Raw genomic sequence first — 20,803 nt, 5'->3', positions numbered from 1 at the left:
TCACGTGTGTAAATGCGGTTGACACCGAACTGTCAAAAAAGAAAAGCGTAAGCGCCTTAGTCAGCCCTAAAAAGCCCTTGTACTTATAAAATGAAAAAAGAAGAGACTGGATTCAGCCTCTTCTTTCGAATTGCAGTTTTAAAAAGATTTTTTTTATATATAAGTGCGGTTTTAATAAATAATAAATTTCCTTCGTGAATGCCAGACTCAATAGGAACAGGAATACAACTATAAAATGCACCTTTGAGAGAATGGATACCTCCATAACCAGACTCATATCTGGCTGCAGTTGGGCAAGGCTGATGAGCCATCTAAACAGCAGTACGGGTTCGTACGCTATGCTGCTCGACAACACGATGGCAATGCCCGTTGCTGTGCTGGCAACCATAAGTGTTTTCACGACGACAAGCAGAAACCTTCCTGCCTTCGAACGCGTTCCTTCTTCTCTTGATGCATCGTATTGCCAAACGAGCCCCATCGCTACTATTGCCGCAACCGAATACGGATACACAATCCATAAAAAGATTTGTAGCATTTCCATCACTCTCACCTCACACATATCTCACAACATGAACCCCATTTAACATTCTAACTGGGTAACTATGAAGTGACAGTGACAAAAGTCGCCGTATATGTCTAAAATAAGAACTTTTTCTTGGTAAGCCTTTAATGACTAAAGGAAATCACCTAGTGTGTACTGCTGATGTACTCTAAAATCCAGTTGACTCCATCATCAATTTCAAATACAGGGAGAGACGAACCCTGTAACATTTTTGCCAACTCCGCATTCCGGCATAAAACCACATGGATATTTCGCAGCTTTTCCACTAGCTCCAGATCGCTCTCATCACGCAGGATGACAGCCTTAGGATAGGGCTCATTCTTATAACCTTCAATCAAGATTACATCAGGTTTGAAGAAGGATAGCATATCTATTTCTTCAGATAAAGACCATTTATCATTTTCAGCATGAATAACCATCCGGCCTCCCCCTTCTACAAGAGAGACAGATGCTCCTGCCTTTACATGCCTGTCGGAATCCTTCCCCTCAACAACTTCTGGCCTGCCGCCATGCCCATGGTGTTTGACTGTCGCAACCTTCAGGCCTTTCGCAGCAAGCTTCTGGATCAATGTTAGGCTAAGCGTGGTTTTGCCGCTGTTTTGGTACCCTGCAACCTGGAACAGCACCGGTTTTACCAAGGCCAATCACTGCCCACATGGTCCTCCAGCAACAGAACATCCACCTCTGATCCTTCTTCAAAGCCTCTTGTACCGCCAGGCAGAATCATGAGGGAATTAGCTCCAGCAAGGCTCATAATAATATTCGATTTATCCAGGCCGCTAGGTGTTACTACCAGTTTGCCATCCTCGACTCTAAGAGCGCTCCTGACAAATCTAGTAAATGGATTTGCTTTAGGGAAGTTGGCATCAAGAATCGCTTTTTCCTTCCTCAAATGAGGCTGTTCAGTGTAGAGCATCGTCCTGATGATTGGACGAGCGAACAATTCAAAGCCAACATAGCATGCCGAAGGGTTTCCTGACAGGCCAAACAATAACTTGCCATCAAGCTGCGCTACAGTAGTGACGCTGCCCGGTCTCATCGCTACTTTATTGAACAGCACCTCTGCTCCCAGCTTTGCGTAGATCTCCGGCAGATAGTCGTAGTCCCCGACGGAAACCCCGCCGGTGGTAATGAATAAATCCACTTCCTCAATCGCTTTGCTTACTGCATCAAAGCATGTATCAAAATCATCAGGAAGCTGGCCAAAGTATTTTACTTCTGCTCCAGCTCGAAGAATCTGTGCTGATATCATATAAGAATTGCTGTTGCGGATTTTACCTGGCTCAAGCGGTTCATCAACATCAAGCAATTCAGTTCCTGTTGCATATAGTCCGATTACTGGCTTTTTCGAAACAGGTACTTTGGCATATCCAAAAGTAGCCAGCATCGCCTGGATTCCCGGATTGATGAACGTGCCTTTTTCAACAAGCACTTCCCCTTCCCTTGCATCCTCACCGCGGTAGGAAACATTATCTCCTTCCTTATGCTTGCGCTTAGTTGTCATGTATTTTTTTCCGTCACGCTCGATTTCACTGGCCAATTCAAACATGACAACAGCATCAGCACCAACAGGCATCTGTGCTCCTGTCATAATTCTGACTGCCTGGAATGGCCCAAGTTCTTTATCCGTAAGCATTCCGGCACCGATATGGTCAACCACTTCAAATTCAACAGCTTGATTTTGAGATGCTTCTTCTGTATCGACAGAACGGATTGCATATCCATCGTACGGAGCTCTGTCAAAATGCGGCACATCGCTGGTGGCTCTCAAGTCCTCGGATAGATTGCGTCCATAGCTTTCATTGATTGAAACATATTCAGTGGAGCCTTTTTGCTTATGCTCCATCACTCTTTTAACTGCCTCTCCAATTGGAATAGGGTTTCTTTTCTCTAACATATAATCAGCTCCTATTACAGGCTTAACTTCTAAATTTACCCTTTTCATTATAAGAGTAATGTAAAAATGAAAACATAACAAACCTCACAGTATTCTCTCATAAAATCTCCCGAAAATATGTAGATTTTTTGTGAAGTGTGATGCACATCACCAAGTAGTAAAACCATTTCCTTTATGATGAGTATGTAAACAGTATTAAATAATTTACTGGAGGTTTCCTACATGAAAATGCCTTTTGATCAAAATTCTTTAGTTAAAGATATTGTCAATATATTCCCGCAATCAAGTGATTTATTCAAGCAGAATAGACTGGATTTCTGCTGCGGCGGAAACCGTCCTCTGGCAGAAGCGGCTGGCGAACAGAAACTGGATGTACCTGCAATCATGGCTGAACTCGAAGAGCTATATCGCAAGCATAACGGCGCTGCAGAAAGCATGGAGGTCTGGACAGAAACTGACTCTGCGGAATTGATCGACCATATCAAGAACAAATACCACCGCGAGCTTGAAGAAGAATTGAAATTGCTCAGCCCGTATGTAACAAAGGTTGCAAAAGTCCATGGCGACCGCCACGAAGAGCTGTTGAAAGTCTATGAGCTTTTCTACGAGTTGAAGAAAGAGCTTCTGGAGCATACGGCAAAAGAGGAAGCGACTGTCTTCCCGCTGTTGCTGCAGCTCGATACTGCTGATGAAGAAAAGCGTTCTGAAATGATCGCAGAAATCACAGAACTTGAGAAGGAACACGACCATGCAGGGTCCATCCTGAAACAATTACGTGAAATCACTGCTGACTTCAATCCTCCAATGGATGCTTGCGGAACTTATCGCTTAGTATACAAACGTCTGGAAGCATTAGAATCACATACGTTCATGCATGTTCACCTGGAAAACAACATCCTGTTCCCAAGGTATATTGCCTAATTTAAAAAAATGACCTCATCTATTTAAGGTGAGGTCATTTTCTATACTGGCTTTTATAAAGCCCCGGAGAACAGCCGCGCGAATGATTCCTTCGTCCTTTCCCAAAGCCCTCGCTTATGGTACTGGACTGGGCTGATTTTTTCCGAATCCTCGAGATCTTCTTCATAATGAGCCACAAGGTCCCTGATCGAACTTGTACCAAACAGGAAGACATTGACTTCAAAATTTAAATGGAAGCTCCGCATGTCCATATTGGCCGTTCCGATCGAGGCGATATTCCCATCGACGATGATGACCTTCTGGTGTAAAAAACCCTTTTTGTAGGAATAAATTTCAGCACCGTTTCGCAAAAGCTCAGAGTAGTAAGAACGGCTCGCATATTGCGTCAGATAGCTGTCATTGATTTCCGGCACCATGATTCTTACTTCAATTCCCTTTGCTGCGGCTACTCTCAATGCAGTCCGTATAGCTTCATCGGGCACAAAATAAGGAGTAGCGATCCATATCGATTTTGTTGCACAGGACATCATCGTATAATAAAAATCACTCATAATTCCCTGCTGTGTATCTGGACCGCTTGGCACCACCTGGATAGCACCATCCAATTCATCATTTTCATGTGGTTTTTTCTCTGCCCGATGGTCCTCCAAGACTCTCTCGCCGCTAATATATTCCCAATCAAGCAGGAAAACATTATGAAGAGTATATACTGACTCTCCTGTCAGCATCATGTGAGTATCACGCCAGAAACCGATCTTGTGATCTTCCCCTAGATACTCAACTCCGACATTCAACCCACCTGTAAAACCTATTTCCCCATCAATGATGACGATTTTCCTATGGTTGCGGAAATTGAATTTTTGATTGAAGAATCCATACTTGAGCGGGGAAAAAGGAGCCGCTTTTATGCCCGCTTCCTGCATATCCTTTAAATCTGTGGCCGCGATCTTCATACTTCCAGCAGCATCAAAAATGAACAACACTTCGACACCCTGGCGCGCTTTTTCAATCAGAATATCAATAATCTCCCTGCCAAGCCTGTCGGACCTGAAAATATAATATTCCATATGAATGAACTTTTTAGCTTCTCGCAGCCTTTTTTTAATTTCCGTAAACGTTTCTTCTCCATTTTTAAGGATTTTTGCCGTGGAAGCAGTGGTAATCGGAGTAAATGTTGCATTCTTTGCATATTTCGCAAAGCACTGCTGATTCTCGATCAGAAAAGAAAGGTCCCTCGACTCTTCCTTCCGCATCAGTTTTTCCCACTGGTCACGATCTCTCGTACGCTTGCTTTTATATAAATAACCCTTCAAATACAACTGCCCTGAGAATAGGTAGAAGAAATAACCGCCCACAGGAAAAAGCAGCATTACATACATCCACATCAGCGTGTGCTGTGCCGAGCGGTTTTCAAGCATCAATGAATACATGCTGATAAGGATAATCACTGCATAAATCAATATGGCTGTTACTTTGATTCCCTGGCTATAACCAGTAAAAAACACAATATAACAACATGCCATTAAAATAAATACGAATAGAAATTCAAGTCTTCTTTTTAGCATCCCAGTATACTCCAACAAATTTATAGTAGATTCATGTATACCCATAAACCAATTGTCCGGAAACATAGTATACCCAAATTTTCCAGAAGCCAGAAAAACGTAGAAGCAAGATTGGACCTAAGCTATTGAGGGATCAAGAGTTTGCAGACGAGGCACTGGCTCCTGAAAAAAACAGTAAAAAAAAAGACCCCCAAAGGAGTCTTAGCCGCCAATATAGGACATTTCAATTTTCTTTCTGTTAGCAACTGTTTCAGCCGTACGTTCATCTGAATAGCGGTCCGTTCTATGGTTCCAGACGTCCGTAATGCGTGAGCGAAGTTCATCATCTGAAGCACCGGCGCGCATGAAGTCACGGATATCGTGGCCATTGCCATTGAACAGGCATGTGAAAATCTGGCCGTTCGCAGACAAACGAGACCTTGTACAGCTTGAGCAGAATGACTCTGATACCGAAGAAATGAAGCCAACATTGATGTCAGTACCTTTATATCGGTATTTTTTAGCGACTTCCCCGAAATATTCCGGATCAACTGGTTCTAGTTCATAGTTCTCGCTGATTAAGTCATGGATCTGCTTCTTTGTGATGACATCATCCATTTTCCAGCCGTTCGTGCTGCCCACATCCATGTATTCAATATAACGAAGCTCCAGGCCTTCTTTTTTGCAGAATTCAGCCATTGGAATAATCTCGGAATCATTGAGCCCCTTTTTGATTACCGTATTGATTTTCACACCCAAGCCAGCCTTCTTCGCTGCTTCAATTCCTTTTAATACCGGTCCGACACCAACATTTCGGCCATTGATTTGACCGAACAGTTCATCTTTTAGACTGTCCAGACTGATATTGACACGTTTTAGGCCTGCAGCATATAGCTCATCAGCATATTTCGGCAGCATTACACCATTAGTGGTCAAAGCGATATCCTTCAACCCTTCAATCTCATTCAGCATTTTTACGAGAATGTGCAAATCCTTGCGCATTAACGGCTCTCCGCCTGTTAGCCTGATTTTTTCTACACCTAGTTCAATGAATAATTTAGCCACACGTTCGATTTCTTCATATGACAGCAGTTCGCTTTTAGGCAAGAACGCGAAATCAGGTCCGAAAATTTCAGCAGGCATACAATACTGACAGCGGAAATTGCATCGATCTATAACAGAAATACGCAAGTCGCGGAGCGGTCTATTTAATTGGTCTTTTATTATGTTTTTTACCATTAGTGTCAACTCCAATTATAGAAGTTATGATTATTGACATTGTAACAGCAACAAAGATTGTTAACTGTTAATATTCTCACAGTAACATCAATAGCCCTCTATTAAAATAGTAGATTTCATTCTTATGTCTATATTACAACATAAAAACTGCCAGGATAGTGTTTTTATGAAGAATTGTCATCATGTTGTCATAATATCATAAGAAAAGCGTAAGCGCCTTGGTCAGCCCCGACAAGCGTTGGAGGGCCTACCAGTGAAGTCGTTCTTTGACTTCAATGGGCGGACCGAAACGTCTCGAGCTGCTCAAAGCTAACGCTTATCGCAAGATACTCAAGGAAGCACTCTCAAGGACGAAAACTGGCTAGGCGCTGGAGCTAGACACTAATCTATGTGGAAAAGTTTATTTTTTGATAAAGCAAGAAAAGACTGCATCAAGGACACAGTCTTTCAAAAGAATTATTTGCCTTTCTGGGTCATTTCACTGAACATGCCGACGTAATTCTTGATTTCTCCTGCTTCATTTTTAACTATACTGACTGTAAGCCATTCTGGATAAATGATACCGTTCTTCTTTTTGTTCCAAATTTGCCCCTGCCAGAATCCATGCTCTTTTACAGATTTCCACATTTCCTTGTAAAACTCTTCTCCATGCTTACCCGATTGCAGGATGCGGGGATTTTTTCCGATGACTTCTTCTGCACTGTAGCCAGTTACAGTCGTGAAGGCTGGATTTACTTTTTCAATCGTTCCTTTTATATTTGTGACCATTATTCCCTCTGCTGTGTGGTCAATGATATTTTTAGCAAGACTTAATTTTTCCTGATAGTACATCCAGATAACGATGATCAAGCTTGCCAGTGCCACCTGGGATAATGCCATGAAACCAATTGCGTAATGTCCGGTAAGGTTGAACAGGAATGCAAGCATAAGCGGCGGGAAAAAGCCTCCTAATCCGCCCATCGCTGAAACAATCCCATTGACGATACCCGCTTGCTTTGAAAAATAAAGCGGTACAAGCTTGAAGACAGTTCCATTCCCAATACCGGCACTGATTGCGACTGCGAGACAGCCAATTGTATACAGCGTTAATGAAGGCGTGAATGAGAGCAGTATCCCCGAAATCGTCATTCCAGCAAACACCACCATTAGAATGACAAACGAGTTGAATTTATCCCCCAGCCAGCCGCCAATCGGCCTGAAAAATGTTGCCAGTGCAATAAAGCCTGCAGTCCTAAGGCCAGCATCTACTTTATCCAGTTCAAAATGCGATACAAGGAAATTCGGCAAATAGATCGTGAAGGCTACAAATGAACCAAAGGTTAAAAAATAGAACAAACTTAAAGCCCAAAGCTTCTGGTTTTTGTATACGCTCTTGATTTGCTCGCCTAAAGGAGTAACAACCTTGGGCTCTTTTTTGTCACCGAGGAAATAGTTAAGGAAAGCGAATGCTATAAGCAAGACCATGAAAAGCTTGACTGTTGGCTGCCAGCCAAGCTGTGCTGCAATAGCAGGCGCTGAAAACGTTGTAAGTGCTGTCCCAAGGTTTCCTACTCCATATATACCGTTGACGAAACCGTGGCGTTCTTTAGGATAGTACTTCGGCAGCGATGTTACACCAACAGAGAATATCGCTCCCCCGATACCGACAAACAAGCCCCCTATCAACAAATCGGAATAGGAATCAGCGATACTAATGAAGTATACCGGGAACAGAAGGAATGCAAAGCTGATAAAAAACAGTTTTTGTGCGCCATATTTATTTGTCCAGTATCCAATCGGGATTCTCAGGATAGAGCCGAGGACGACTGGTATGGCAGTGGCCATCGCAATTTGGTTCGCAGTCAGCTGTATATCCTCTTTGATGAAGGGCATTAATGCCGATAAAATAACCCATACCATAAATCCGGCAACAAGACTAAGCGTTTGGAGCGGCAGTTGCACTTTTTGTGTTCTCATGATTTCCCCCTTCTTGCTTGCAAATATTTTAATACGCTTTAAATTCCGAACAGTTCCCTGGGTAAATAGTAAGAAAAATCAAAACCGTTAGATATGATGAACTTCACATCTGCTTCTTTGTTCAATAAACTGTCACAGATACTGCTAAACATCCAAAACACCTGTCTTCTTTTATCGATATAATAGACAGAGACCGACTTTGTTTCTAAAATGTGAACAAAACCGTCTTAGATTGTGACGAGATTTTGACATTTCCTTAATCCATATTTAGTTAACACTATACCGGTGTTATTATTGTGCCAATAGAGATTATGCCACGGTAGAAGCTCTCTTAAAGAGCTAAAATCAAAAAAAGGGTGATGACCATGCCAAACACAACTAAAGTAACTCATTCAATTGAAATAAAAGAATTACTCCAGTTTGCCGACCGGACGATCCAGGTAAAAAAAGGTTCATACCTGTTCCAGGAAGGCATGGAGGCTGAGGAGCTTTATTTGATCCTGGGAGGCAAGGTCCAAATCAGCAAGGTCACCCAGGATGGCCGGGAGCTTGCCTTAAGGATCTGCGGAGAGAACGATATTTGCGGAGAATTGACACTTTTTACTGATGCACCTAAGTACCTCTTAAGTGCGCTTATCCTTGAAGATGCGAAAATTGCCGCAATCAGAAAAGACGTGATTGAAAAGGAAATTTTCCACAATCCGTCACTTGCGTTTGAATTCATGAAGTGGATGAGCGATCATTTCCGTAAAACTCAGACTAAATTCCGCGACTTAGTGCTTAACGGAAAAAAAGGAGCATTATTCTCCACCTTGATCCGAATGACTAACAGCTATGGCGTCCATAAAGACACCGGCATTTTGATTGACCTGCCCTTAACGAACCAGGAGCTGGCAAACTTCTGCGGAACTTCCCGCGAAAGCACAAACCGCATCCTTAATGACCTGAAGCGAGAAGGCATCATTTCAATTAAAAAAGGAAAAATCCTGGTTCATGATGTAGATTATTTACGCCAGGAAATCGGCTGCGAAAACTGCCCGGCTGTTTTTTGTTCGATTGATTAAAGTGAAAAAAGCGAGTGAATGCCTTTCTGGCTTCACTCGCTTTTTATGTTAAAAACAATTTCATCTGAGCAGGAGAGCCTTTTTAGCTCTCCTGTTTTTGTTTTCTCAACGCTTTAGGAATGTATACGCAGAATGGCTCGCTCTCCAGGTAATCACCGGTCATCGCGTATGCTCTTGAGCGTGAACCACCACATACATGCCTGAATTCGCACACTCCGCATTTTCCCTTGTACTCGTCAGGATTCCTCAATGACTTGAAGACAGGAGAATCTCTGTAAATTTCAGCAAGCTGCTGTTCCCTTACGTTCCCTGCTTTTACAGGCAGCAGTCCGCTTGGGTAAACATCACCAACGTGCGAAATGAACACAAAACCATTGCCATCATTGACTCCTTTTGGGGCGCGTCCAAGACCGTCGATAGATCCAGTTAACCCTTCCTTTGTCAGCGCGGTCAAGTAATCAATTTCTTCTGTATGATCCCTTGCTTCACGCATTTTTTGCTGGATGACAACCCGGCGATAATGCTGCGCCGCAGTCGTTTTAATATCGAACTTAACCCTTTTGCTCAAATCATACAGCCAGGTGAAAACTTTTTCATGCTCTACCGGAGAGATCATATCCTTTTCCTGGCCTCGTCCTGTCGGAACAAGGAAGAACACACTCCAAAGAACACAATCCAGGTCTTCAACCATTTTTGCCATTTCATCTAAATACTCAATATTATATCGTGAAATAACAGTATTGATCTGAATGGGAATTTCCAACTCATGCAAATACTTGATTCTTTCCATTGTTAAATCAAAGGAACCTGCTGTTCCCCTGAAGTGGTCATGGACTTCAGCCGTTGGACCATCGATACTGAACGCCCAGCGGGACAACCCAACTGACTTCGCCTTTTCAATCGCTTCCTTCGTCACATTAGGTGTCGCGCTTGGTGTCATCGAAACACGCACGCCTTTTTTCACCGCATACTCAGCGATATCAAAAACGTCCTCCCTCATCAATGGGTCCCCACCCGTGAACACAAGCATCGGATTATTCATTTCATATATTTGGTCAATCAGCGCTTTACCTTCTTCAAAGGACAATTCACGCGGATCTCTTCTATATTGTGCTTCCGCACGGCAGTGCAGGCATTTTAATTGGCAGGCTCTGGTAAGTTCCCAAATCACAATGAATGGGTCTTTGTTAAAATCTCTTTCAAACATCATTTGCGCCTCCTTAAGTACTTCTCTATAAAAGAAGTATATAAGTGTTTCCAACATGATTAAGTGAACTAACTCACATAAATAGAGACATAATTGCCTTTTTGTATGACAGTTTTGTGACTTGAAACCCTGTTACATGTCGTATAGGACATAATCATTATGAAAAATGGCGCAAAAAAGCAGCAGGCTGGTTCCTGCTGCTTGAAAGTTAGGCTCTGTTAAATTCGGCTGTTGATTTTCGTTCCAGGCGCTTCGCTTTCCGCGGGCAGTCGGGGAGCCTCCTCGGCGCTTTTTGCGCCTGCGGGGTCTCCCCATGACTCGCTCATCCCGCAGGAGTCTTCGCGCCTTCCACTACAATCAACACGGCTTTAAAAACAAAATTGGGCTTTAACAGAGCCAAATGTTAAGATCTTAATCCCTTACGCCTAAAGCAATTTTCGCGTAACGGGACATCATGTCCTTAGACCATGGAGGGTTGAATACGATATTTACTTCTGTATCTTTTACTTCTGGAAGGTCGGCAAGAGCCAATTTAACCTGCTCAACGATCGTGCCTGCTAGCGGGCAGCCCATAGACGTCAATGTCATTGTCACTGTTGCATGTCCTTCCTCGTTCAAGTCCACATCATATACTAGCCCTAAATTAACAATATCGACGCCAAGTTCAGGGTCAACGACCATCTCAAGCGCACCCATCATGCTATCTTTTAATTCTTCATCCATCGGTGAACACTCCTTTTTTATTGCTGTACCTATCCCCATAATAACAATGTTTTATACTCATTAAAAGCGGAAAGGCATTAGATATGCTTTTCAAACCATTTCGCAGTTGCCTCAACACCAGCATTTGAAACATTGTGTCCGGCATTTTCATCGGTGATGAATTCAAACATCCCGACTGTTCCCTCATAGCTTTTCCTGTTTTGCTCGTAAAAATCATAAGCAGATTGATATGGTACGACTGGATCTAACTTGCCATGCCAGAATAACAGCGGGCGGTTGTTCAATTTTTCAGGTTGCAGGCTTAGGTCGTACTTTTTCAGCTGATTCAGCAAAGCTGATACTTGTTCCTGAGATAACCCTATCTGAATATTCCTTTTTTCCATTTCGTTCATCTGCCATAATGCAAACTCTTCAAATGAAGGATTACCCATCAAGCTGACACCAGCCTTTATCCACTCGTACTTTGCAAGTGCGCCGAGTGTTGTAATTCCCCCCATCGAAGTACCAGCAACACCAATTCTCGCTAGATCTACCAGTCCTTCCTTCACCAATTCCTGTTTGATTGTCGAAAGCTCTTCAATCGACTTGATGACGATATCCCAAAAGTGGTAGCCAAGCTCAGCCTCTGACAATCCTTCACTGCGATTTCCATGATATTTCGCCTCAGGCATGATGACTCTAAAACCTTTTTCGGCAAAAAGGTAAGCATAATGCATGTTACGTTCTTTTGTGCTCGTAAACCCATGCAAAAAAATAATCAAAGGCATTCTATCTGAAAATTGCTTTTGTTTTACAATATGGAGAACGGGAATATGTTCAATGCGTTTCTTCTCGACTAAAATCAATGACTAACCCTCCTGAAGCAAGCTGATATTAAATTTACCGCACTTTTAAGTATCTAAAATGATTTTTTTACAATTTATATGTAAAATGGTTACCATAGTGGTTATAAGACCAATTAACCATCATCCAATATATGTATTGTAGAACTCTTACGAAAAAAGAGCCAATCATACGCATATTAATAGAAAAGCGTAAGCGCCTTGGTCAGCCCCGACAAGCGCTGGAGGGCCGACCACCGAAGTCGTTCTTTGACTTCAATGGGCGGACCGAAGCGACTCGAGGGGCTAGGCGCTGGAGCTGGACAATATGAAAAGCGGATGCGCCTTGGTGAGCCCCGACAAGCGGAAGCCAGACACTTATTAGAAGTCATGCTTATGAAGCAAATATTAGAGATAAGAAGGAGTATTTATGGCTGAAAAACATTTAATTGCATTAGATTTAGACGGAACTTTACTAACAGATGATAAAACGATATCAGAAAAGAACAAACACGTGATTAAAAAAGCACGAGAAGCAGGCCATGTTGTCATGATTGCGACGGGTAGACCATTCCGTTCCAGCGAGATGTACTACCATGAGCTTGGACTCGATACGCCGATCGTCAACTTCAACGGTGCATTTATCCATCACCCGCTTGATAATAGCTGGGGAGTACACCATTCTCCACTTTCGATCAATGTGGCTAAGGATATTGTCGAAGCACTTGATGATTTCAAATTCTACAATATCATTGCCGAAGTAATCGACGATGTATATGTACATTATCATGATGAAAAATTGATGGACATTTTTAATATGGGAAATCCGAATATCACGACCGGCGATTTGAGAAGATATTTGAAGACATCTCCAACTAGTATGTTGATTCATGCTGATGAAGAACATGTTCGTAAAATCCGTAACCATCTGTCAGAAGTCCATGCCGAAGTGATCGACCATAGAAGCTGGGCTGCTCCGTTCCATGTCGTCGAAATTGTTAAAAACGGCTTGAACAAAGCAGTTGGCTTAAAGAAAGCATCAGATTACTTCCAGATCCCAGCTGACCGCATCATTGCTTTCGGCGATGAGGATAACGATTTGGAAATGCTTGAATACGCAGGCCGAGGAATCGCGATGGGCAATGCCGTTGACGAAGTGAAAAACATCGCGAACGACATGACATTGACTAATGAAGAAGATGGCATTGGCGTTTATTTGAACGACTTGCTGAATTTGAAAGCATTATAATCCCAAACACATTCTTGAAGATGTCCGATAGAAAGCTCTATTGGACATTTTGATGTTGATTTCCGCACTTTTTGTCCGTTAGACAGGTTCTATCGGACATTTTCCAGATAATTCTCGCTCTGTTTGTCCGATAGGCAGGCCCTATCGGACTTCTTTTAATAGTTCTGCTGAAATTGTCCGTTAAATGTTAATATTTGCATGTACCTTCCAAATTGAACTTGCATCAGAACCGTTTGATTTTATGTCAAAAGAGCATACTATAAGCGAAGCGGCGTTATAGCCTGTTTCAAATTCGCTCGTAGATGGAGGGGTAAAACGATGGGTAAAAGCAATAAATCCAAGCGTTTTGTACAGCAAGGGGTAGATACTGTCTCCAAGCATGATGAACGAATCCCTTACCACACCACTTATGCCGAGGCTGAAGCTCAAAAGATGGCGAATGTCAGAGAGTCCTCTTTAGGGGGAATTTAAATGGGAAACAGGCTTTTTCAGGAAGCTAGGAAGGCTGTCCAGTTAGCTCAGTCTGCGGAGCCTGCGGAACAGTCTGCAGCCATCAACACAGCTAAAAATGCTCTGTCATCAGCCTATGCCAATACGACAATGGCTGAAAAAGAGCAGCTTCGGTCATTTCAGGACGAGCTGAATTCAATTGAAAGCAAGTAAAAGTGAAAGCTGGCGGAAATTAAATCCCGCCAGCTTTTACTTTTCTAATCATGATTATTGAACCTTTCAAGCAAAACTGGATAGGTATGGATGATTTCGCCATCCTTGCTGCGTTCGTATAGATTAAGAATGACTGACCCATTTTGCGGAAGTTTGCTTTCTGGTATTGATATTTCCAGCGAGAACGGTTTCCATTGTGGATATTTTGCTCCTGGAACTACTTCTGTTTCAGGGATCAACTGGTTATGTCCATCCTCAGCAGTATAAAAGAACTTACCATTGATTGGCCGGGCTTCACCCATTATTTTATAATTCCCTTTGCTCCCTTCTGAGACAATGCCTTTAAAAACAGGGTTTTCCCCAGGGATATACATTGTCTTCGTATCAGTCAGCAGCTTTTTGTCCCCGACAGGTTTTCCATTGATGCTCGTTGCTTTCAACTGTGCAGTGACACTGTATTCTCCCTCCTGGACTCTTTTTCCTGCCGTCGAGTAATCCCAGCTCTCCACCCATTTCATTTTCTCCTGCGGCTTCAATGTCAAGGTTTCAAAGGCCTGGGTAAACGATTTTCCTTCGGAATACTGATACACCTTTTTCTTATTAGCATCCAGGACGGTAATTTCGTATTTCTGGGATGTTGGGAATTCAAATGAAAGCTCTGTATTCCCCAGGTTTTGCAGCACGATTTCAAACTCAACTTTCTCAGGGCCAGCCAAAGGGTCAATGTAAAAACTGTATTCCAGATTTGCTGGTGACTGTTTTTCTTCTCCAATCGCCAGGACAGGTGCCACGGCCATCAACAACAAAATGATCAACAAACTGACCTTCCTCATTTACCAAACCTCCATTTCAGTGATTACTCCTTTCGGAAAAAACCGAAGATCCCAGCTGTCTCAACAATATTGGTGAACGCATGTGGATCGACTTCTTTGATAATGTGTTCCAGGTCATACAATTCATACCTTGTCACGACAATGATAAGCATTTCTTTCTGTTCTCCAGAAAAAGCTCCCTTGGCAGGCAGCAGTGTGATACCGCGTACAAGTTTGTCATGGATGGCCTTCTTTAATTCATCTGACTTCTTCGTAACGATCATCGCTGTCAGTTTCTCATGTCGTGTATGGATGGCATCAATTAACCGTGTGGACACATACAGAGCGACAAGAGTATAAAGAGCGTTTTCCCAACCAAATACAAAGCCAGCTGTCATTATAATGATGCCATTCAAGGCAAAGAAATATGTACCAACCGGACGATCATTCATACGTGACAGGACCATTGCAATAATATCCATTCCTCCTGTGGATGCCCCCCATTTTAAGGTCAGTCCAACACCTAACGCTGCAATGACTCCCCCAAAAACGGCATTAAGCAGAATATCACTCGATACTTCTTTTACCGGAATGATTTCAAGAAAGAAAGATGAAAGCAGCACGGAGATAAAACTATAAAGTGTGAAGGATTTCCCTACCTTCCTCCAACCAAGGATTGTCACCGGAATATTCAATAGAAGCAGAAGGATCCCGGTTGAAATATTAAATGGGGCAAACTCACCAAGTATGCTCGAAACGAGCTGAGCAATCCCGGTAAAGCCGCTGGCATAGACATTCGCCGGGATTAAAAAGAAGTTCAGTGACATAGCATTCAAGAATGCACCTATCACCACGATGATAATTTTTTTTGTTTCCAACCAGACCATGTAAATCCCCCTTATTCTTTTCTATTCTTCCTGTACCCCTATTTTGCCGAAAATCACTATATTTAATTGTCTTTTTCCCATATTCCCTATAAACTATTAACATAAAAAGGTTGAAAGCAGGTGAAAGTTATGACAGTAAAAATCATGGCTGACAGTGCATGTGATTTGCCATTGAGTTTTTATGAAGAAAATGATGCAATACTATTCCCGTTGAAGGTCCATATTAATGACACTGAATACGAGGATCTACGAACAATACAGCCAAAAGAAGTGTATGATCAAATCCGCGCTGGCAACCTTCCAAAGACCTCCCAGGCTTCTCCTGCTGGTTTTAAAGAAGTTTTTACGGAATTGGCCGAGAATAAGCAAGATGGAATATACATAGCTTTCTCTTCACAATTATCAGGAACATATCAGACAGCCGTCATGATTGCACAGCAAGTTAAGGAAGAATACCCTGACTTCAACTTGTCGATCATCGATACAAAATGTGCATCCCTTGGGTATGGACTAGTTGTTATGGAAGCAGCACGGATGGCGAAGGAGAATTTCTCAAAAGAAGAAATCGTTAAAGCTGTCCAATTCCACAGCCAGCATATGGAGCATTTATTCACGGTAGATGACCTTGACCATCTTGCCAAGGGAGGACGCGTTTCAAAAGCTTCCGCATTCGTAGGCGGCCTGTTGAATATTAAGCCGCTGCTTAATGTGGAGGACGGGAAACTGGTTCCGCTTGAAAAAATCCGTGGAAAGAAAAAGCTTCTTCGCAGGATTGTGGAAGTAATGAAGGAACGCGGCGTCGGTTTTGAAAATCAGATCGTTGGCATCAGCCAGGCAGATGATTTTGAGACAGCAACTGAAATGAAAAACATGATCATGGAAGAGCTGAAAGCTAAAGAAGTTATTATCACTTCCATCGGTGCAGCAGTCGGATCCCACACTGGACCTGGTACGATTGCAATTTTCTTCTTAAATAAACTGCCATCATAATTTACATACTCCTTTCAGGTTTTAGGGAAAATAAAATGTACCTAAACTGAAAGGAGTTTTTAATTTGCCACATACATCTGATAACGATAAAAAACCGAAGGACAACAATGCCCTTCGCCATGAAAAAAATATGATGCGTGAAAAGAACCGCAAAGCAGGCAAGAATGAATACTCGAAGAAAACAGATCATCTATAATAAAAGCGCAAGCGCCTTGGTTAGCCCTGACAAGCGCTGCCCGCCTAATAACGCCACGTCCTCCCAAAAGCTACCGCTTTCGGTCGTGCGATGAATCGCTACGAAGCATTCCTTATCCTGTGGCTGGCGTGTCTAGCACTTCGTGTGCCACGGAGGGCCGCCCGTTGAAGTCGTTCTTTGACTTCAACGGGCGGACTGAAGCGACTCGAGGGGCTAGGCGCTGGAGCAAGACACTTCTCAAAGTGTAATTTAAACTTTTTTAGTTCATAAAAAAAATAGAGCCAACCGGCTCTATTTTTCTTTTTTATATGTCCAGTTGTTCTCCTGATAAATCTTTCCTTCTTTCATGAGCCTTCCCATTGCCCGCTTGAAGGAGCCTTTGCTCATGCCGAAACGTTCCTGGATGTCCTCGGCCATGCTTTTGTCATGGTAAGGCATTGCACCATTACGGAGCTCCAGGTATTCCATGATCTTTTCAGCATCTTCATCCAATGCTTCCTGCTTGCGCGGCAAAAGCGAGATATTGACTGAACCATCCGGTTTTACATCAATGATTCTTCCCTCTACTTTCTGGCCAATACGAGGCTCAGTCCGGCGCTGCGATTCGTGGATGAAGCCTTTAAAGCCTTCAGCCGTGATCATCCAGCTGCCTACCCTTGCCGTCCGATATATATAGCCATGGACATTCTTGTTAAAATCACTTCTTGTAGCATTGACGGAGATTTCCTGAATGACAGGGTCGGTTGCCATTCTCGCATAAATCATATTGTTGCGATTTACTCGTAGCGTGATATAAAGCAAGTCCCCTTCTTGAGGCCAAACTGCTTTTACGACCGGCAAATCTTCCTCACCTAACAAAACATCCTTACTGATACCGATATCAAGGAATATGCCGATACCTTCCTTAACATCAACGACCGGTACCCACTCATAGTGGCCTACCTGGACTTTCGGTATAGTTGTTGTCGCTGCGAGTCTTCCTCTTGATTCAACAAATAGAAAAACCTCTACCTTATCTCCTTCTTCAAATGTCATGTCTGTATCATTGGAATGGAGCAGCACATCCTCTTCTCCGTCCGTCAAAAAGTAGCCGAAATCAACAATTCTTGCTACGGTCAGCTCCAAAGTCTGACCTGTATATTCGTTCAAGGACATAAAATCCCTCCTGCCTTGTTATTAACATCTTACCCAAAGAGCAAAAGCTCTAAATTACGTAAAGTTGTTTGAACTGCTATATTTTACTATAATGTAAGCAAAAGCGAAAGCGCCTTTGACAGTTCCTTGTCTTCTGGTGCTGCAAAATTTCTCTTAATCCGGAGGTAGCCATGTCTAAAGAGAGCTCATTTGATATTGTATCCAAAGTTGAAATGTCTGAAGTCACAAATGCAATCAGCATCGCAATGAAAGAAATCCAGAATCGTTACGATTTTAAGGGCAGCAAAAGTGATATTTCACTTGATAAAGAAGAACTTGTCCTAATTTCCGATGATGAATTTAAGCTTGACCAGTTGAAAGATGTTCTATTCAGCAAAATGATCAAACGCGGCATTCCAATAAAGAACCTGGACTACGGGAAAGTTGAACGGGCTTCAGGTGGAACGGTCCGACAAAAAGCCAAGCTTGTTCAGGGAATTGATAAAGAGAACGCGAAGAAGATTAACACACTTATAAAGAACAGCGGCTTAAAGATCAAGAGCCAGGTCCAGGATGACCAAGTTCGCGTAACAGGCAAAAACCGTGATGACCTGCAAAAGATCATCGCTGCTGTCAAAGAAGCAGATCTTACAGTAGATGTGCAATTTGTGAATTATCGTTAAAAAACAGCTAAAACTAAAAATGTTGAGTAAAAGCGGACTATAGGAGCATAGTCCGCTTTTACTTTTATTGAAAAGTCATAAATGGTTCACAAACCTCCTACGGTATTATCCTATTTACACGTTAAAATTAATGTATTAATCCAAATGTGACTTTTGTCTGTAAGAAATACTTTAATTGATAAAATTTTCACAAATCCTTCACAAAGTTCTATTGGATTTCCCCTATTTTCACGTTAATATACCAGTAGGGGTATAAAACACATAAATTTTTCAACCGAAAGGATGACAATACCATGGGTAAAAAAATCGTAATCGTTGGCGGCGTAGCAGGTGGAGCAACTACAGCAACTAAGCTTAGAAGACTTGATGAACAAGCTGAGATCGTTCTTTTTGAAAGAGGAGAATTCATTTCTTTCGCAAACTGCGGACTGCCTTATCATATTAGCGGTGTTATCGAAGATCGTAAAAAATTGCTTTTGCAAACTGTTGAAAGCATGAATGCACGTTACAACTTGGATATCCGCAATTTCTCTGAAGTGACTGCAATCAACCGTGAAGAGAAAACTGTTTCAATCAAACACGTTCAAACTGGTGATGAATACACAGAAAGCTATGACGTATTAGTGTTATCACCAGGAGCGAAGCCTATCGTACCTCCTATCGAAGGCTTGAAGAGCGCAAATGTATTTACACTTAGAAATATTCCGGATATGGATAAAATTAAGGCATATCTAGAAGACAATAAACCAAATAATGCAGTCGTAATCGGCGGAGGTTTCATCGGCCTGGAAATGGCTGAAAACCTTGTCCACGCTGGAGTCAATGTTACTCTAGTTGAGAAATTGCCACAGGTTATGGGTCCAGTTGACCCAGAAATGGCAGCAATCGTTGAGGATGAGCTAAGAAAGAATGGCGTTGAGCTGATCCTAGGAGACGGTATCACTGACGTGCTGGAAGACGGCACAAAAGTTGTTCTTGAAAGCGGCAAAGTTCTTGAATCAGAATTGATTATCCTGTCAATCGGTGTCCGTCCAGAAAACAAGCTTGCGGCTGACTCTGGCCTTGAGCTTGGAGAACGGGGCGGTATCAAGGTAAATGAATACCTGCAGACATCTGATGAATCAATTTATGCAATGGGTGACGCAATCGAGGTTACTGACTATATCAATGGACAACCTACAATGATTCCACTGGCATGGCCTGCAAACCGCCAGGCACACATTGTCGGACACCATATCAATGGCCGTAACATCGCATATCCAGGTACACTGGGCACTTCAATCGTTAAAGTATTCGAATTGACTGCTGCAACGACTGGTAACAGTGAAAAGCTACTGCGCAGACTGGGCATCCAATATGATGTCGTTCATATTCACCCACTTTCTCACGCTGGTTACTATCCTGGCGCAGAGCAAATCTCTCTTAAAGTCATTTTCGACAGGGAGACTGGCAAGATCTTTGGTGCACAGGCAGTCGGTAAAGATGGAGTTGACAAGCGCATTGACGTCATCGCAACTGCTATCAAAGGCGGATTGAGCGTCTATGACCTTCAAGAGCTTGAGCTTGCATACGCACCACCATTCTCTTCTGCAAAAGACCCAGTGAACATGGCTGGTTATGTAGCTTCCAATATTGTTGACGGAACGATCGAAACTGTTCAGCATTATGAAGTTGACGAATTGCTTCAGGACGGCGCATTCATGATTGATGTGCGTACTGAGAAAGAGCATGCAGATGGCAAGATTGAAGGCTCAAAGAACATTCCGCTTGATGACCTGCGCAATCGTCTGGATGAGCTTCCAAAGGATGAAACAATCCTGATCACTTGCCAGGTTGGTTTGAGAGGTTACCTAGCTTCCCGTATCCTTCAGCAAAACGGCTTCAAGGTCAAGAACCTGACTGGCGGCTACAAGACTTATTCAATTTTTAAAAATAAACTTCAATAAGAAAAGCGCAAGCGCATTGGTAAGCCCCGACAAGCGCTGGAGGGCCGACCGGTGAAGTCGTTTTTTGACTTCATTGGGCGGACCGAAGCGACTCGAGGGGCTAGGCGCTGGAGCTAGACACTAATCTAGGTGTTAAAGGTCTATACTTTATAGAGTAATATGAATGAAGCGGCTTCCTTATAAAGGGGCCGCCTTTTTTGTTTGTGTCGACTTTTGCATTTCCCCTTTTTCGCTTCTCAACACTTTTTGGGGTAATTCAGAGCTTCTGCTTTTACCCTTTTTCGCTTCTCAACACTTTTTGGGGTAATT

The 20,803-nt window shown here is 42.7% G+C and carries 21 protein-coding genes; 9 read left to right on the top strand and 12 right to left on the bottom strand.

The features are described 5' to 3' along the window. Window positions 1-112 precede the first annotated feature (112 nt). From TY49_RS18155 to TY49_RS18145, 3 genes are all read right to left on the bottom strand, one after another. Window positions 113-541 carry a respiratory nitrate reductase subunit gamma gene (locus tag TY49_RS18155; protein ID WP_041967329.1) on the bottom strand — a complete coding sequence of 143 codons (429 nt, stop codon included), beginning with the start codon at window positions 539-541 and terminating at the stop codon, window positions 113-115. 146 nt (window positions 542-687) lie between these two features. Further along, window positions 688-1,206 (bottom strand): molybdopterin-guanine dinucleotide biosynthesis protein B, encoded by a 519-nt coding sequence (gene mobB / locus TY49_RS18150; protein WP_232310485.1) that lies wholly within the window; start codon window positions 1,204-1,206, stop codon window positions 688-690. Further along, entirely contained in the window at window positions 1,194-2,459 is a 1,266-nt protein-coding gene (locus tag TY49_RS18145; protein WP_041967327.1) for a molybdopterin molybdotransferase MoeA, read from the bottom strand. Before TY49_RS18145 ends, mobB begins: the two co-directional genes overlap by 13 nt. 222 nt (window positions 2,460-2,681) lie before the next feature. Between TY49_RS18145 and ric the strand changes: the two genes are divergently transcribed. Then, the gene (gene ric, locus TY49_RS18140) at window positions 2,682-3,380 is read left to right on the top strand and encodes an iron-sulfur cluster repair di-iron protein (RefSeq protein ID WP_041967326.1); all 699 of its coding nucleotides are present in this window, start codon (window positions 2,682-2,684) and stop codon (window positions 3,378-3,380) included. Between the two features lie 53 nt (window positions 3,381-3,433). Here the strand turns inward: ric and cls are convergent, their stop codons facing one another. The 3 genes from cls to TY49_RS18125 form a co-directional block, all read right to left on the bottom strand. Then, window positions 3,434-4,945 (bottom strand): cardiolipin synthase, encoded by a 1,512-nt coding sequence (gene cls / locus TY49_RS18135; protein ID WP_041967325.1) that lies wholly within the window; start codon window positions 4,943-4,945, stop codon window positions 3,434-3,436. A 201-nt stretch (window positions 4,946-5,146) separates the two neighbouring features. Then, the gene (gene moaA / locus TY49_RS18130; RefSeq protein WP_041967324.1) at window positions 5,147-6,163 is read right to left on the bottom strand and encodes a GTP 3',8-cyclase MoaA; all 1,017 of its coding nucleotides are present in this window, start codon (window positions 6,161-6,163) and stop codon (window positions 5,147-5,149) included. Between the two features lie 456 nt (window positions 6,164-6,619). After that, complete coding sequence (locus tag TY49_RS18125) at window positions 6,620-8,119, bottom strand: nitrate/nitrite transporter (RefSeq protein ID WP_041967323.1); 1,500 nt, start codon at window positions 8,117-8,119, stop codon at window positions 6,620-6,622. A gap of 365 nt (window positions 8,120-8,484) precedes the next feature. Between TY49_RS18125 and TY49_RS18120 the strand changes: the two genes are divergently transcribed. Continuing rightward, complete coding sequence (locus TY49_RS18120) at window positions 8,485-9,183, top strand: Crp/Fnr family transcriptional regulator (RefSeq protein WP_041967322.1); 699 nt, start codon at window positions 8,485-8,487, stop codon at window positions 9,181-9,183. Window positions 9,184-9,265: 82 nt separating this feature from the next. Here the strand turns inward: TY49_RS18120 and TY49_RS18115 are convergent, their stop codons facing one another. From TY49_RS18115 to TY49_RS18100, 3 genes are all read right to left on the bottom strand, one after another. Continuing rightward, window positions 9,266-10,393 (bottom strand): TIGR04053 family radical SAM/SPASM domain-containing protein, encoded by a 1,128-nt coding sequence (locus TY49_RS18115; protein ID WP_041967321.1) that lies wholly within the window; start codon window positions 10,391-10,393, stop codon window positions 9,266-9,268. A gap of 408 nt (window positions 10,394-10,801) precedes the next feature. Next, window positions 10,802-11,113, bottom strand: a complete 312-nt coding sequence (locus tag TY49_RS18105; RefSeq protein ID WP_041967319.1) for a metal-sulfur cluster assembly factor — start codon at window positions 11,111-11,113, stop codon at window positions 10,802-10,804. Window positions 11,114-11,190: 77 nt separating this feature from the next. Further along, on the bottom strand, window positions 11,191-11,958 hold the full coding sequence (locus TY49_RS18100) for an alpha/beta fold hydrolase (protein ID WP_041967318.1): 768 nt from the start codon (window positions 11,956-11,958) through the stop codon (window positions 11,191-11,193). A 406-nt stretch (window positions 11,959-12,364) separates the two neighbouring features. Here TY49_RS18100 and TY49_RS18095 point away from each other — a divergent pair, with 406 nt between their 5' ends. The 3 genes from TY49_RS18095 (at window position 12,365) to TY49_RS18090 (ending at window position 13,846) form a co-directional block, all read left to right on the top strand. Further along, on the top strand, window positions 12,365-13,183 hold the full coding sequence (locus TY49_RS18095; protein WP_041967317.1) for a Cof-type HAD-IIB family hydrolase: 819 nt from the start codon (window positions 12,365-12,367) through the stop codon (window positions 13,181-13,183). Window positions 13,184-13,501: 318 nt separating this feature from the next. Further along, window positions 13,502-13,654 carry a hypothetical protein gene (locus TY49_RS25070; RefSeq protein ID WP_167832158.1) on the top strand — a complete coding sequence of 51 codons (153 nt, stop codon included), beginning with the start codon at window positions 13,502-13,504 and terminating at the stop codon, window positions 13,652-13,654. After that, complete coding sequence (locus tag TY49_RS18090) at window positions 13,655-13,846, top strand: DUF3813 domain-containing protein (RefSeq protein ID WP_041967316.1); 192 nt, start codon at window positions 13,655-13,657, stop codon at window positions 13,844-13,846. Window positions 13,847-13,890: 44 nt separating this feature from the next. On the opposite strand, the gene TY49_RS18085 is transcribed toward TY49_RS18090, so the two are convergent. Together TY49_RS18085 and TY49_RS18080 are read right to left on the bottom strand one after the other, a co-directional pair. After that, on the bottom strand, window positions 13,891-14,679 hold the full coding sequence (locus TY49_RS18085; protein ID WP_052442231.1) for a BsuPI-related putative proteinase inhibitor: 789 nt from the start codon (window positions 14,677-14,679) through the stop codon (window positions 13,891-13,893). Window positions 14,680-14,702: 23 nt separating this feature from the next. Continuing rightward, window positions 14,703-15,545: a YitT family protein gene (locus TY49_RS18080; RefSeq protein ID WP_041967315.1), complete on the bottom strand. Its 843-nt coding sequence runs from the start codon at window positions 15,543-15,545 to the stop codon at window positions 14,703-14,705. A 129-nt stretch (window positions 15,546-15,674) separates the two neighbouring features. Between TY49_RS18080 and TY49_RS18075 the strand changes: the two genes are divergently transcribed. Further along, window positions 15,675-16,535, top strand: coding sequence for a DegV family protein (locus tag TY49_RS18075; RefSeq protein ID WP_041967314.1), 861 nt, complete (start codon window positions 15,675-15,677; stop codon window positions 16,533-16,535). Window positions 16,536-16,599: 64 nt separating this feature from the next. After that, window positions 16,600-16,731 (top strand): DUF3941 domain-containing protein, encoded by a 132-nt coding sequence (locus tag TY49_RS24350; RefSeq protein ID WP_084135539.1) that lies wholly within the window; start codon window positions 16,600-16,602, stop codon window positions 16,729-16,731. Between the two features lie 291 nt (window positions 16,732-17,022). Here TY49_RS24350 and TY49_RS18070 read toward each other — a convergent pair whose 3' ends face one another. Next, entirely contained in the window at window positions 17,023-17,886 is an 864-nt protein-coding gene (locus TY49_RS18070; protein WP_041967313.1) for a CvfB family protein, read from the bottom strand. A gap of 170 nt (window positions 17,887-18,056) precedes the next feature. On the opposite strand from TY49_RS18070, the gene TY49_RS18065 reads away from it, so the two are divergent. Then, on the top strand, window positions 18,057-18,548 hold the full coding sequence (locus TY49_RS18065) for a YajQ family cyclic di-GMP-binding protein (RefSeq protein ID WP_041967312.1): 492 nt from the start codon (window positions 18,057-18,059) through the stop codon (window positions 18,546-18,548). Between the two features lie 293 nt (window positions 18,549-18,841). Next, a complete protein-coding gene (locus tag TY49_RS18060) occupies window positions 18,842-20,494 on the top strand; it encodes a CoA-disulfide reductase (RefSeq protein WP_041967311.1) in 1,653 nt (550 codons plus the stop codon). Window positions 20,495-20,803: the final 309 nt, after the last annotated feature.

Origin of the sequence: Mesobacillus selenatarsenatis SF-1, assembly GCF_000813125.1 — a bacterium.
GTDB classification, from domain to species: Bacteria; Bacillota; Bacilli; order Bacillales; family Cytobacillaceae; genus Mesobacillus; species Mesobacillus selenatarsenatis.
Note: the sequence above shows the minus strand (reverse complement) of the source record. Positions and strands in the feature narration are given on the sequence as shown.